Here is a 14,301-nt window from a genome sequence, read left to right on the forward strand (position 1 = left end):
TTTTCATCTGATTTTAATGTTTGAATCGTAAGATTAGGGTAACAACTAATTAGATAGCACTCAAAGGAAAGGATGACGAACATGAGCTATTTCCAAGATGATGATAAAAACAGTGATTTCCTTAAAAAGGATGAAGTACCGAAATCACCTCTTCAAGAAAGACTAGAGCGCGAGGAGCAAGAAATGCAGACTAAGCGCATGAAAAAGAAAGGTGGAGGAGGTAAAGGCGGCTATTTCTTTAGTGGTCTGGTCGGTGTCATTATAGGTGCTTTACTTGTGTGGCTTATGCTACCAGGACTTGTCAATCAAATGCCTGGAACAACAACAAGTAATACAGGAAAAAATAACACAACAATTAATCAGGTAGCTACAGAAGTAACAACAGATGTGACAACTGCAGTTGATAAAGCCTCACAAGCAGTTGTCGGTATCACAAATATTCAAGAAGTCACAAGCGGAGGTTTTTGGAGCCCACCATCAACGACAACAAAAGAAGCAGGAAGCGGTTCAGGTGTTGTTTATAAAATTGAAGGTGACAAAGCCTTTATCATCACAAATAACCATGTTATTGAAGGGGCAAAGCAGTTAGAGGTCACAATGCCAGACGGAACAAAAGAACCTGCACAATTAGTGGGTCACGATGTTTGGACGGACCTTGCAGTTATTTCTATTAACTCTAAAAATGTTAAAACAGTTGCGACATTCGGGAATTCGGATGTATTAAAACAAGGTGAAACAGTGATTGCCATTGGTAACCCACTTGGTTTAGACTTCTATGGTTCTGTGACAACTGGTGTTGTTTCAGGTAAAGACCGTTCTGTACCAGTAGACTTAAATGGTGATGGCACAGAAGATTGGCAACAAGAAGTCTTGCAAACAGATGCTGCGATTAACCCAGGGAATAGTGGTGGAGCACTTGTAAACTTAGCTGGAGAATTAGTAGGAATTAACTCCATGAAAATCGCTGAATCCTCAGTTGAAGGTTTAGGGTTCTCTATTCCAATTAATTCAGCTATTCCAATTATCGAGGAGCTAGAGAAAAATGGAGAAATGAAACGTCCAACAATGGGAGTTTCACTTGCAGATTTAACAGATGTGCCATCATTCTATCAACAACAAACATTAAAATTACCTGCAGAAGTGACAACAGGTGTTGTTGTAACAGATGTCATGAATAACTCACCAGCCTTAAAAGCAGGGGTTCAACAATACGATGTTATTGTAGAGATGGATGGTCAAAAAATTGAAACAACCATTGATTTACGCAAGCATTTATATAATGACAAAAAAATTGGTGATAAGCTAACATTAAAAGTGTACCGTCAAGGTAAATTAGTCGAGCTATCACTAACATTAACAAACGGTAATACATTGTAAAGAATATGAAAAGCGATGGAGATCTAATCGGTCTTCATCGCTTTTTTATGAGGATGGAGAAAATACTTTTATGAAATATTGTGGATAACTAGAAAATTGTGAATACTATTTCCGCACAGCAAATCGGGAGTAAAAGGCACTTCTTCCATACCTGCTATTACTTTGTTACAATAGATTGTGGATAACATAGACTGATTTGTGAATAAGTTTGTGGAAATTTCGGAAAATAAGGAGACATCAAAAAATGGAAAAGTACAGCTGTGAAAGCCATATAGATCACGCTTTAGACATGTTTGTAGCAGAACAAAAAGTGTTCCCAATTATGGATAAAATCGAAGAGGATAAAAAGTTATCCACAAAGTGTAGCTACTGTGAACAGGCAGCAGAATATATTGTATCAAGTAAATAACTTTACACAATATATAGAAATGACATGTGGATATGTTGATAACTTTTGTGGATAATTTGTTTGTAAATGAATTGTAAAGGTGGATAACGTGTGAATATAACGATTGTATCAGTCGGCAAGCTAAAAGAAAAGTACTTAAAAATGGGGATCGATGAGTACGTAAAACGTCTTGGCGGCTATGCAAAAATGGATTTGGTTGAAGTGCCAGACGAAAAGGCACCTGAACAACTAAGTGAAGCTGAAATGGATATCGTCAAGAAAAAAGAGGGCGAACGCATCCTGGCGAAAATTAGCCCAGATGCTTACGTAATCGCCCTAGCCATCAACGGCAAAATGAAAACCTCCGAACAAATGGCTGCCGACATCGAATCCCTCATGACCTACGGCAAAAGCAAAATTGCCTTCGTCATCGGCGGCTCCCTCGGTCTGCATGATGATGTGTTAAAGCGTGCAGATGAGCAACAATCTTTTGGTAAGATGACACTTCCTCACCAGCTCATGAAGCTTGTGCTAGTCGAGCAGATTTACCGTAGTTTTAGGATTATGAAGGGGGAACCTTATCATAAGTAAGTGAGGTTTTTAATAAATCATCAATTACAGTAGTTTTATTGTAGTTGATGGTTTATTTTTATTTGCATAGAAGCAAGAATTTGCAGATAGAGTGGGATAAGGCACAACATATACTAAAGAAAATTTTTAATAACGGAGCTTAAGCTAATTTATTTTAGTTGGCTATTATAGAAGAGAGAAATAAAAATGGATTTTAACAATTTATGAAAATTTTAGTATAATATATGATAGTTTGAATATAGCAGACAATTAAGAAGCTGTATAAATGGATATTGTAAAAGAGTTTGATGAAATTTTAGTTTCTACATAGGCCCCAAGATAGGAGAGATATATTACATGTCTGATTTTAATAATGTTCTATCTTTTGAAAAGTTTACAGAAGGAATACCTCGTTGGCAAAGAAATATGGATTATAACAATATGAAAAACATCTTTCTGGAAAAACATATGGATGAATATTTTAATTTTTTGTATTCAAGAGCGCTTAATCTTACAGCACTATCAGAAAATCAGAATATCTATTTAGAAGTAGCTAAAATTGCTCAAAAGTATGAAAGAATATTGAATATGGAAACCATAATGACTATTGATATGGATATAGAATTAATAGAACTAGAAAAAGAAACGATGAAACAGTTGTATCTTTCTGATTCTAGGAGTTTACCTAACAAAAAAGATGCTTATGCAATATTAAATAGTCTTTCGAATCAATATGGTTATTCAATAAGAAATATACTAGTTAATTTTTCTAGAGAAGAGCTAATAAAAATTTTTGTGGCATATGCAAATACGATTAGTTATATTGGCATGCAATCCTATGAATGGAGTTCTGATGGTTATATAGATAAAAATAGAATGAACCTTATTTCAGAAACATTACATATTCTTGAGAAATTTAAAATAAGTGATTTAAGGTTTTTTTTGGTGCCGATAAAAAAGTTTTTGAATATTTAATTCATTATGTATTGAACAGTGAAATTGACTTTAAAGAAAAATCAAATAGTATACTAAATATAAAAAATCTTTTATATGTAACTAATTTACTTCTAAATGTTGAACAAAAGAAGAAATACATTGAATATTTATATGAGAATGGCAGCATTATGAGTATAGAAGATGGATTATTAAAAATTGAGGAATCATTTGAAAGAAAAATCAGAAAATATTTCAAATCTACAGAGGCTTTTAAAAAGAATCTTTATAATAAAGAGTTAGAAGAAGTTTACCAATCTTTTGAAGCGAGAAGAGGGTATTCTCCGTTTATTTTAGAGGAGTATATTTATGAATATAATGAAAAGTTCTTAGAAACCAGAACTATAATTTCATTTATAGAAAAGGAAGCTTTAGTAGAGGATATCTATCGTAAAACTGGTAGAGATAAAGTTGCTATTAGATTCATGTTAGATGATTTAGTTTTAAAAAAATGTTCAAAAACAAATTTTATAAAATCTACATTTAGTGATGATAATAGATTATTTAGAACTCCACTTATAGAAGTTAAAGATTATTATATTTTACCTTTTTATACTTTTGTAGAATCAGCACAGTATTTTAGACAGAGGATTTTAAAAAACCATTTAAACAAAGGGTTAGATAAAAAGACTAAAAGATTAGTGGAAAAAAATTATGATGAATATGATTTAAAAAGGTTAAAGTCACTTTTGGAAAAAGAAGATATTATAGGACATGTGAATTTTGATTTAAATAAATTTAAAGAATGTAAAGAGTTATTTAAATCAAACCCTTCAATTTCACAGGAAATAGATTTTTTTTACATAAAGAATAATACCTTATACTTAATGGAATTAAAAAATAGAGATATAGATAATAGTTTATATGGGATATGCCAAAGTTTGTCAAAAGCTAAAGAACATATGATAAAAATGAATGAACGTCGTTTGTTTTTACTCAAACATAGATCTATTTTTGATGGAATTTTAGGAGAAAGATTTGATTCAGTAGAGCTGTATTTGGTTAATAAAAATCCACATTATTTAGATAATACTTTTAACTCTGAATATCAAATAAATATTTTCTTATTCGAAGATTTCTATGAGTATGTATCTAAACAAATTTAGATTTGAAGATTTAAATATAAAAAGTATTAAACCGCACTTAGGCCCATCAGGGAGAACCGTATCATAAATAAGGGCTTTTTGAATAAACGACTAATCATTATCAAGATGATTAGTCATTTATTTTGCTTCATAATTAATAGAGAAAGCTGTATATACATCTATCTTTTTGACACGGTTTTACGCTTCCCTAGTTTCAGATTAAAAATCCTGTTGCTCCACGTATTTTGTACGGTTTTAAAATCAGGTCCCGTTTCATTTGCTATTTTCCGTAACGAATAACCCTTCTCCTAATACAAAAATTTGATAAGATGAACTTGTATTATTGTAAGTATCCTTTCCATTCCTCTTAATCGACTTTTTTTCCAATTAGAAGGGTACGGACAATGATATTTTTTTACGTTTTAAAGGACCTATAACTACTAGAATTTCCACTTACAATCTGCTCCTTTTTTATTTTTCCCTAAACATTTTATATTAATGTGAAATTCCACGTAATCAACCATATATAAATTGACCTGTAGTCATAATTAATAATCATAAAATAAATATTCTAAAATTTAATCAATAATATAATAAGATAAATATTGACCGCGAGTATAAAAAGTATTATAAATAGTTTAGAAGTTATTTCCAAAAAGGGGAAATGTGAGTTGTCTAATACACGTATACATTTTATGGATTTTTTAAAAGTGTTTCTTTCTTGCACTGTAATTGTCCACCATGCAGGTCAACCTTATGGCGGGGCAAATGGTTTTTGGTATGTACGAGATTTGGGTGTCGATTCTGACTTGGGCGTTTTTTTTGGGATAAATTCGGCCTTTAATATGAGTCTTTATTTTTTTCTTTCTGCTTATTTTATACCTCTTGCGTATAAACACAAAGGGAGTATAGGTTTTTTGAAAGATCGATTGAAGAGAATTGGTATACCTTTATTATTTGGATTTATAGTAATAATTCCTTTAATAATGTACTTTTATTATAATGAATTTCGTGGTTACCCTCACCTATCGTTATATGAATACTATAAAAATATTTATCTAGGATTTAGTGAAAAGCCATTGAATTGGGCAGGACCATCTTGGCCAGACTTAAATTTTGGCCATCTTTGGTTTATTGAACATCTTCTTATTTATTCACTGATATATCTAGTATTAATGAATCTTTTTAAAAAAATTAATTTACCAAAAATTTTAATTTCCCCAACACATAAACATATTTTTATATTTGTTATTATCATATCGTTAATCACTTTTTTAGTTCGAACAAGTTATTCGATTGATGAATGGATTGGTGTTCTAGGTTTTATCCAAATGGAGTATGCACACTTTCCTCAATATTTAGCATTTGTAGTTTTGGGAATAACAGCTGCTAATAATAACTGGATTTATCATATCCCTAAAAGTGTTGGTAATTTATGGTTATTTATAGGAGTTTTATTAATTGCTTTAAATGTAATTGGGTTTGTACCACATTCAAGGGGTGGATGGGATAATAGTTCACTTATTTATACAATCTATGAGACCTTTTTATGTACAGGACTTTCAATTGGTTTAATTGAATTATTTCAACGTAAATTAAATAGAAAATCAAAATGGATTGAGGCTTTATCTAAAAATTCCTTTTGTGTTTATATTATTCATATTCCGGTTTTAATTGGAATTCAATATATTTTAATTAGTGTACCTGTTTCAGGCTATATAAAATTCGTATTAGCATCACTATTGGGGATCGTATTTAGCCATTTAATATCGTATTTTATTATTCAAAAATTACCGGTTATTAGTCTACTATTCTCTGGGACAAATCATAGACGTTCTCAAGGTTTAGTGAATAAATTTAATAAGAAGAGTATATATTAGTTCTCTGCTTGTCTCCAATTCTCTCTTTGACAACATCCCTGCGAGTTTTTATAACACAGGCTATTCTCGCAGGATTACTTTGGAAATCAACAGGATCTTTATGATGATATTCCTTTAAAGAAAACATCAAAACTCATCATAAGTTGTGTAATAAGATCATCTTCGCCACCACCAAGACACCAGTGGGTTAATACACCAATAAACATTTGAATAGTTAAGTCTGCCAGTGTTTCAGGGGATAATTTTTGTGTAAATTCCCCTGTTTCCTGTCCGTACTTAAAAATCGGAATCAATAAAGCACGAAGATTATTCATATTATCTATGTGATTATTTAAATTATTAGCACTTGAGAGAGTTGCCATTAAAGTTGCTCTTCTTAATGACCTTGTATAGTTTAAATTATGTACGATATTAATTAACGAAGAGAGTAGTTTAGGTACTACTGGACTTGTGATATTCATTAATTTTTCAGCTTCCGAATAGATTGAAAATCTTTCAAAATCTTCTATGACTGCCTCTTTTGTCGGAAAATAATTAAAAAAAGTACCCTTAGAAACTCCAGCTAATTTCACAATATCTTCAACCCTTGTCGACTCATATCCGTTTTCCGAAAATAATTTGAAGGCAGCGTTTGTTATAGCTAATTTAGTTTGTCGTTTCTTTTCTTCCCTTCCCAATTTTATTCACTCCATTTCTTGCAATAACGTTATTATTAATTCTACTATAAATAACTGTTTAAAAAGTATTATTATGAAAAACAGACAGCTATTCTTGATATGCTCCCAATTAGGTAGATAGATAAAAAAATTCATCTTATCATTACATTTAAATTTAACGAATTATCCGTAGGCGAAAATTTCGTAAAACGAAATCTGGTGTGAAGCTTCATTTACGCCTTGCCTATATGGAAAAAGGGTATTGTTATCCGGATTAAGCCGTACTGACAAATGCCATCGAAAATAACCACCATCATTTAGAAGTATTCATTGATGACAAAGAATGCATGTCCATCTTTGGCCGTGGCTACTTAGATTACGAACGGTTTAATCCAATGACAGAGGAAGGGTATTTTTCTGTTACTCGTTTGCGTTACCCGAAAATCCATCTATTTTATCCGATGAAGTGGTCGTAATTGAGACGACACAAAATCGGTCTGAAAATGTACTTTTCTTAATTAAAGTCCTCGATTCAAAAGGGATCTACGTAAAATTCAAGGAGAGAGCGTTTTATAAAGAATTAATCATCGTTGTTGCACAAGCCACAGGATATAGTAAAAAGTGGTTGATTACTACCTTTGTTTAACTACTTACGCATATATTTTAACGTAATTTCCCATTTTTTATTTCCGGCTTGGAGAGTAAAAACGACCACACTGAAATGCGAACTTTGTAGAAAAAGTACCAGGCACTATTAAAAGTGCCTGATACTTTTTTGTTTTATTGGGAGTGGATTGGGTATTAACTAGCATAAGCAAGTTATATAGCAAGAGGTATTGTAGGAATAAACGAAAGAGAAAGGAGTTATAGCAACATGTTGTTGAGTAAAAAGTTACTATTGGTCTTTAGCACAATCGTAGTCTGCTTGTTATCTGGTTGTGGAGAGAAGCAGAAGCTTGAAGATGGATCTGAACTGATCAATAAAAATCAATTTGTTTTTGCTACTTCTGGTGAATTTAAGCCATTTAGTTATATAAATGACGATCTTACAATGTCGGGCTTTGATATTGAGGTTGGAGAAGCGATTGCAAAGGAAATGGGCCTTGAGCCGGTTCAGAAACGAATCAAGTTCAAAGGAATTGTGGAAGGGGTGAAAACAGGAAGAGCGGATGCAGCCGTTGCAAGTCACACGATTAACCCGCAGCGGAGTAAACATGTTTCTTTCTCTACCCCCTATTATTATTCAGGACCGAAAATTTTCACCAGACCGGATAGTAAAATTAGGACTGTTGAAGATTTAGAGGGAAAGGAAGTAGCTGTTGCAAAAGGATCAACATATGCCGATACAGCTTCCAAGTATACAGACAACATCAAAACATATGACAGCGATATTACGGCATTAAAGGCGTTGAGTAGTGGGCGTCATGATGCAGTAATCACAGATTTTGTTACAGGAAAAACTGCTGAAAAGGAAGGTTTTAAGATTAAGGGACAGCAATTAATTAATCGCAGTGAACAAGCGATTGTGTTGCCTCAGGATAATCCAAAGCTAGTGAAGCGAGTTAATGAATCTTTGGAACAACTTCGGGAAAATGGAACATTGACTCAAATCAGTATCAAATATTTTGGTGAGGACATTACCAAAAAATCAGAATAAACCAATGCTATAAAAGAAAGGAAGTAGTACTTTGCCAAGTTTTTCGCATTTTTTTCAAATACTAATCGAAACAAAAGGTGTATTCTTTAAAGCTATGCTTTTAACATTAGAGCTGACGGTGGTTTCTATCTTACTGGGAATCATCATCGGACTAGTCTTTGCCTTATTAAAAATTTCTAATATAAAAATTTTAGAACTTATTTCAGATATATATGTCTATTTGGTTCGAGGAACACCACTGATTGTTCAAATATTTATCCTCTACTTCGGAATTAGCGGGATTTTCCTTCTTCCTGATTTTTGGGCTGCTTCACTTGCTCTAGCGCTACATAATGGAGCTTATATTTCTGAAATCCTTCGTGGAGCAATTCAGTCAGTCGATAATGGCCAATTTGAAGCAGGACGCTCGTTGGGAATGACAAAGACACTGACATTAAGAAGGATTATTCTCCCACAGGCATTCCGTAGAGCGTTGCCGCCTTTAGGCAATCAATTTATCATCAGTTTAAAAGATTCATCGTTAGCCGCATTTATCTCCATGAATGAGCTGTTTAATGTGGCGACAACACTTGGGTCGAATAATTTCGATGAAATGACCTACTTACTCATTGTAGCAGTCTACTATTTATTGCTGGTAGCGTTGATGACATTTGTAGTGAACCGAACTGAACTAAAATTAGCAGTAAGCGACAGATAGGAGCTGAAAAAATTGGACACTAAGGAAATGATTAAAATAAGTCAATTGAATAAATCGTTTGGAGACTTACATGTATTGAAAAATATCGACATGACAGTCTACGAGAGCGATGTTGTTTGTCTAATAGGATCGAGTGGGTCAGGAAAAAGCACCCTCCTTCGCTGCTTGAACTTTTTAGAAAGAAAAGATAATGGCAATATTATAATTGAGGGAAATGAAGTCAATCCACGGACAGATGATCTTAACAAGATTAGAGAAAAGGTTGGGATGGTGTTTCAAAATTTCAACTTATTCCCACATAAAACGGTTTTAGAAAATATTATTGAAGCACCTGTTATGGTAAAGGGTGTAGACAAAGAAAAAGCTATCATCAAAGCAAAACAATTACTGAAAAAAGTAGGTTTGGAGGATAAGTCGGATGTCTATCCTAGTAAACTATCAGGGGGGCAAAAGCAACGGGTGGCGATTGCTAGAGCACTTGCGATGGAACCAGACATTATGCTTTTTGATGAGCCAACATCGGCACTCGATCCTGAGCTTGTGGGAGAGGTTTTAACAACCATGAAAGATTTGGCTGAAGAAGGAATGACTATGGTTGTTGTAACCCATGAAATGGGATTCGCAAAAGAGGTAGCTGATTGGATTGTCTATATGCATGATGGGAGAATTATTGAACGCGGCACACCTGAACAATTTTTCAATCATCCAAAAGAGGAGAGAACACGAGAATTTTTAACTGCGACAATGCTTAAATAAAACTAAAAGGTTCTGAATGGTAAGGTTTGGATCTCTTATGGGTTTGCATTAAATATATGATTACTAGATAAAGCTTGTACAGAAAAACTGCACATAGACTCGTTACAGCCAACCTTATCATGAGTAAGTGAAATTTAAATAGCAAAAGGAGAAATTGCAAAGCGCAATTTCTCTTTTTGCTGGAACGGTACTTGTTTAATTATAACTCAACTTCGGTAACTTCATTATTACCATTGCCATTGCCGTTGCCGTTGCCATTGCCATTGCCGTTGCCATTGCCGTTGCCATTGCCATTGCCATTGCCATTGCCATTGCCGTTACCATTGCCCGGCTTTTCAACTAATACATCAAATGTTAATGTGTGGTCACCATACGTTGCTGTAATTGTCGTAGTACCTTGACCTTTACCTTTTACAGCCCCTGCTTTTACAGTAGCTATTTTATCATTTGCTACTTCGTAGGTTGCAAGCGTAGTAACATCTTTTTCTGTTGTTCTACCCTCAAAAGTAGTTACTTCAGTAATCTTAACCATAACCTCTTTACCTATTCTAGTTTCAACCTGAGCTTGGTCAATTTCTAGTGTTACGATTGGTGTTTCTACAACAGGTGCTTTTACTGTAACATTTACCGTAACTTCATGATCACCATATGAAATAGTAATCGTAGTCGTGCCCTCACCTATAGCAGTTACTAATCCATTTGCTATTGTTGCAACATTTTCATCTCCCACAACATAAGTAGCTTTTGAAGTTACATCTTCCTCTGTTGCTTCACCTTCTGGAGGAGTAGTTGTCTCTGTTACTGTAAGTTGTGCAGATTCCCCAGCTGTTAGGTCTAGCTCAGTTGGATTGACAGAAAGTGTTACTTTTGGTTCAACTACATCTTTTTCAAATATTAATGCTTCACCAACATTCCCTGCAGCGTCTTCAATTTTTACTGATACAGCATTAGTTTCTGTTGTTACTGGGAATGTGAAGCTACCGTCTTGATTTAATTCAAAAGGAACTGGCGCTTGTATTTCGCCATTCACAGTCGCAATATAGGAAGCTTTTAATTTATCATTTAAATTGTAGTTTAAACCATATAAATATAACTCTTCATTGTAGTCGATATACTTATCTGTTACCTTTCCTGTAGCGACACCTTCAGCTACTGAACCAGTAATTTCTGGTTTAGTTGTTTTCACGATAATTGGTCCAACATAATCGGAAACTACCCCTGATGCCGCAAGACCAGTAAAGTCAATAGTATAGAGACCATCTGGAATTGTTGTGGCAGGTTCTGTTCCCCATGGTTTGTATTGCCCAGCGATATTCAGCGTATAAGAGCCTTTTCCTAGCGCAGTACCTGCATGTAGATAACCGATGTAGCCATCACCATATTCTCCACCTTGAGGATTCATAATATCCCATAGCTCGATATAGTTAGTTGTTACATCGCCAGTTAATGTAAATGAAAGTACAGCTGAATCCTTCACGCCATCTCCATTAAAGGATAGATCTGTTTCTGTAATCTTTAAATCTTTAATTTCAGTTACTGCCTCGCTTCCAAAGTCAGCTGCGAATGGCAATGAAATTTCTGTAGCACCACCGCTGATGTGAATATACCCCAGTATTTCCGAGCCGTTTGGAGCTGTAGCTTGTGAAGCCGTTAATGTAAGATTTAACACTTGCTCACCAACTAGATTAAATGTTGGCTGGTCGACTGTAACAGTTGCATCACCAAATGATTTTGTCACATCAATTGATACATTATAATTACCGCCGTTCCCCTTTATATCTTTTACTAAAACTTGTTTTGTTACGGAAATATCCTGGTCTTTAAGTGATTGTGGACCAAAAGTAACTGTCCCTTTTAAGTTTTCTGAAACAGCTCCTGTTCCATCTAAAATTGCACTATCCAATGCATAGGCAAGAATTTCTGGATGTGCTGCAGCATAAGCATTTACACGACCTGCACCTTGAGAGAACACATCGTATTTTGTTTTATCTAAAACCTTTGCTGTATTAGAAAGCGCCACTTTTATGTCGAACGCGTTCCAATCAGGATTTGCTTGTTTAAGTAATGCAACAATACCTGTAATATGCGGTGTTGCCATAGAGGTTCCTGTTTTACGATCATATGCCTCTGCGTAATCAGCATCAGGGAAATCCTTTTTATACATTGGAATCGTTGACATAATGTTTGTTCCAGGTGCACTTACATCTGGTTTAATATCAAAGTTTGGCGTAGATGGGCCACGGGAACTTGAATCGTTTACTTCATCTCCCAGTGTCTTTGTGGAAGTAAATTGACTAAAGCTAACTTTTCCAGTTCCACCGGCTAATGCAGCACGAATTGCATTGCCATCCGTTTGGGACATATCAAATGTTGGTAGAAAAGCAAAAGAATCACCCAGGAATGTACCTGAAATATTAGGTGCATTTGTTCCACCAGCAAAGTTATGAATAATTGTGGCGACTGCTCCATTTGCCTTTGCATTCGCAATTTTATCAACAAATGCGATACTGCCACGAGAGATTAATGCCACTTTACCTTCTACATCGATTCCCTCATAGTCTTTTACTTCTCCGTTTCCAGGAATAGCAACTAGGTCAAATTCTCCTTGAAGCTGTGTTGCTAAATCCCTTCCAAAAGTTGTTCCCATTAATGGGAGCTGTTTTGTTAAGTTGTAGTCACCAACTGTAACATTCACTTCACCGTTATACATTGTTTCTGGATTTGTTGTGTTACCCACAGCAATTCCTAAACGAGCGGTTGCAGGCGTGCCCATTGTTCCTCGATTTGGGCCGGAGTTCCCTGTTGCAATTACTCCGATTGTTCCAGCCATCATTGCATTATTAATAGCAAATGAACCAGCGTCCGTTTCAGAGTTAGCCCCCCCACCAAGAGAAAGGTTGATTATGTCCATTTTTTCTGTGACAGCCGTTTCAATTGCTTTAACAATACCAGATGTAGCCCCACTTCCATATGCACCAAGAACACGGTAAGCATAAAGGTCTACTTTTGGAGCAATTCCTTTAATGCCGAAATTGTTAGCTCCAATTGCTGCAATAGTTCCAGCAACATGAGTACCGTGAGAAGTATAGAACGAGCTTCCCTTTTCATTAAATTCAGGTGTTCCAGCAGGACGCTCAGAAGGCAAGGTTTCCGATGCATCGTCATCTGCCCGAGGCTTTGTGTAAGTTGATGAATTTGGAATGAAGTTTTTCCCACCCTTGTAAATTCCGGCGAACTCAGGGTGATCTGTGTCAATACCAGTATCTAATACTGCTACCTTTATACCTTGTCCTTCAATTCCTTCATTCCAAAGCTGTTCGATGCCGAGGAAAGAAATACTTGTATTCATTTGAGCCTCTAATTGATCTTCCTTAATCAGTTCTGATGATTTCATTGTATTATCTTCAGATGCGTAAACAATTGCATCAGGTTCAATTAATGTTATTCCTTCTATTGAAAGCAGCTTTGGGAGATCATTTGCTTTCACAGTTGCTGCAAAACCGTTTAAAACAGTATCAAATGTGTAGCCTTGAGTCATTTGAACATTTTTAGTAGCTAATTCTTTCTTAACTTGTGCTTGTTGAGATTTTACATTTGATCGAACTTCATTTGCTCGCGCATTAGAGAACTTTTGGCCTTTCAATTGGCTCATTCCTTGCTCTAGTGCCACAGGCTTTTCAGATAAATGTACGATGACTGCAACTTCTTGATTGCCTGATACATTTTGTAAGCTTTCGTGAAGAGTTGGACCATCTTTAGACAAGCTTAGCTGTTCAGCGATAGCCGCCTTTAATTGAAGTATACTTTCACTTTGGCTATCCTGCTTGAATGGCTTCGAATCTTCAGCATTAGCACTCGATAATGGAACCAATAGAAAAAGCACCATAAAGAAAGCTATCATACTACTTAAAAACTTCGTAAACTTAAACTTTTTCAAATCTCATTTCTCCCTCCGCTCTTAATTATCACACTTTTCAGTTTAATGTGATATTTCCAATTTATCACAGGTGAGATAATTCGAATATCGGAATATTGAAAAATCTCAAAATATTGATAATTAGTATTACTTTGTCAAAAATGGATTAATTCTATTTTCCTAGTAATTTAATAAAAAAGTAGAACTTTCAAATGAGTATAGACTTACAGTAATTCGTACTTTTTATCATTTAAGAGTTTTATAAAAAATCTATTTGACGTCCTGTATTATTTTTTGTACGATATTGAAGAAAAGAATGCCCGGAC

The 14,301-nt window shown here is 34.7% G+C and carries 11 protein-coding genes and 1 pseudogene; 10 read left to right on the plus strand and 2 right to left on the minus strand.

What is annotated here, in order from left to right:
* The first annotated feature begins 81 nt into the window (after positions 1–81).
* The 6 genes from QH639_RS16665 (at position 82) to QH639_RS16690 (ending at position 6,293) form a co-directional block, all read left to right on the plus strand.
* Complete coding sequence (locus QH639_RS16665; RefSeq protein WP_131521735.1) at positions 82–1,377, plus strand: S1C family serine protease; 1,296 nt, start codon at positions 82–84, stop codon at positions 1,375–1,377.
* A 244-nt stretch (positions 1,378–1,621) separates the two neighbouring features.
* Entirely contained in the window at positions 1,622–1,786 is a 165-nt protein-coding gene (locus QH639_RS16670) for a CxxH/CxxC protein (protein ID WP_004233391.1), read from the plus strand.
* Positions 1,787–1,876: 90 nt separating this feature from the next.
* Positions 1,877–2,356: a 23S rRNA (pseudouridine(1915)-N(3))-methyltransferase RlmH gene (rlmH, locus tag QH639_RS16675; RefSeq protein WP_016992305.1), complete on the plus strand. Its 480-nt coding sequence runs from the start codon at positions 1,877–1,879 to the stop codon at positions 2,354–2,356.
* A gap of 336 nt (positions 2,357–2,692) precedes the next feature.
* A complete protein-coding gene (locus QH639_RS16680) occupies positions 2,693–3,310 on the plus strand; it encodes a hypothetical protein (RefSeq protein WP_281114833.1) in 618 nt (205 codons plus the stop codon).
* 149 nt (positions 3,311–3,459) lie between these two features.
* Entirely contained in the window at positions 3,460–4,434 is a 975-nt protein-coding gene (locus QH639_RS16685; protein ID WP_281114834.1) for a hypothetical protein, read from the plus strand.
* A gap of 650 nt (positions 4,435–5,084) precedes the next feature.
* Entirely contained in the window at positions 5,085–6,293 is a 1,209-nt protein-coding gene (locus tag QH639_RS16690; RefSeq protein ID WP_281114835.1) for an acyltransferase family protein, read from the plus strand.
* Between the two features lie 98 nt (positions 6,294–6,391).
* Here the strand turns inward: QH639_RS16690 and QH639_RS16695 are convergent, their stop codons facing one another.
* Complete coding sequence (locus tag QH639_RS16695; protein ID WP_237898965.1) at positions 6,392–6,970, minus strand: TetR/AcrR family transcriptional regulator; 579 nt, start codon at positions 6,968–6,970, stop codon at positions 6,392–6,394.
* A 176-nt stretch (positions 6,971–7,146) separates the two neighbouring features.
* Between QH639_RS16695 and QH639_RS16700 the strand changes: the two are divergent.
* From QH639_RS16700 to QH639_RS16715, 4 genes and pseudogenes are all read left to right on the plus strand, one after another.
* Positions 7,147–7,490, plus strand: a pseudogene (locus QH639_RS16700) (IS4 family transposase); the annotation flags it as partial.
* Positions 7,491–7,823: 333 nt separating this feature from the next.
* Positions 7,824–8,606: a transporter substrate-binding domain-containing protein gene (locus QH639_RS16705; protein ID WP_131521737.1), complete on the plus strand. Its 783-nt coding sequence runs from the start codon at positions 7,824–7,826 to the stop codon at positions 8,604–8,606.
* A gap of 31 nt (positions 8,607–8,637) precedes the next feature.
* The gene (locus QH639_RS16710; RefSeq protein ID WP_036077909.1) at positions 8,638–9,303 is read left to right on the plus strand and encodes an amino acid ABC transporter permease; all 666 of its coding nucleotides are present in this window, start codon (positions 8,638–8,640) and stop codon (positions 9,301–9,303) included.
* Positions 9,304–9,330: 27 nt separating this feature from the next.
* Complete coding sequence (locus QH639_RS16715; RefSeq protein WP_167444822.1) at positions 9,331–10,059, plus strand: amino acid ABC transporter ATP-binding protein; 729 nt, start codon at positions 9,331–9,333, stop codon at positions 10,057–10,059.
* A gap of 199 nt (positions 10,060–10,258) precedes the next feature.
* On the opposite strand, the gene QH639_RS16720 is transcribed toward QH639_RS16715, so the two are convergent.
* Positions 10,259–13,996 (minus strand): S8 family serine peptidase, encoded by a 3,738-nt coding sequence (locus QH639_RS16720; RefSeq protein WP_281114836.1) that lies wholly within the window; start codon positions 13,994–13,996, stop codon positions 10,259–10,261.
* Positions 13,997–14,301: the final 305 nt, after the last annotated feature.

Origin of the sequence: Lysinibacillus sp. 1 U-2021, from assembly GCF_029916965.1 — a bacterium.
Lineage (GTDB): Bacteria > Bacillota > Bacilli > Bacillales_A > Planococcaceae > Lysinibacillus > Lysinibacillus capsici.

Excerpts from the sequence above, each read along its gene's own strand:
- QH639_RS16705 (WP_131521737.1), top strand. The coding sequence starts at position 7,824 with ATGTTGTTGAGTAAAAAGTTACTATTGGTCTTTAGCACAATCGTAGTC.
- QH639_RS16665 (WP_131521735.1), top strand. The coding sequence starts at position 82 with ATGAGCTATTTCCAAGATGATGATAAAAACAGTGATTTCCTTAAAAAG.
- QH639_RS16685 (WP_281114834.1), top strand. The coding sequence starts at position 3,460 with ATGAGTATAGAAGATGGATTATTAAAAATTGAGGAATCATTTGAAAGA.
- QH639_RS16680 (WP_281114833.1), top strand. The coding sequence starts at position 2,693 with ATGTCTGATTTTAATAATGTTCTATCTTTTGAAAAGTTTACAGAAGGA.
- QH639_RS16670 (WP_004233391.1), top strand. The coding sequence starts at position 1,622 with ATGGAAAAGTACAGCTGTGAAAGCCATATAGATCACGCTTTAGACATG.
- QH639_RS16715 (WP_167444822.1), top strand. The coding sequence starts at position 9,331 with ATGATTAAAATAAGTCAATTGAATAAATCGTTTGGAGACTTACATGTA.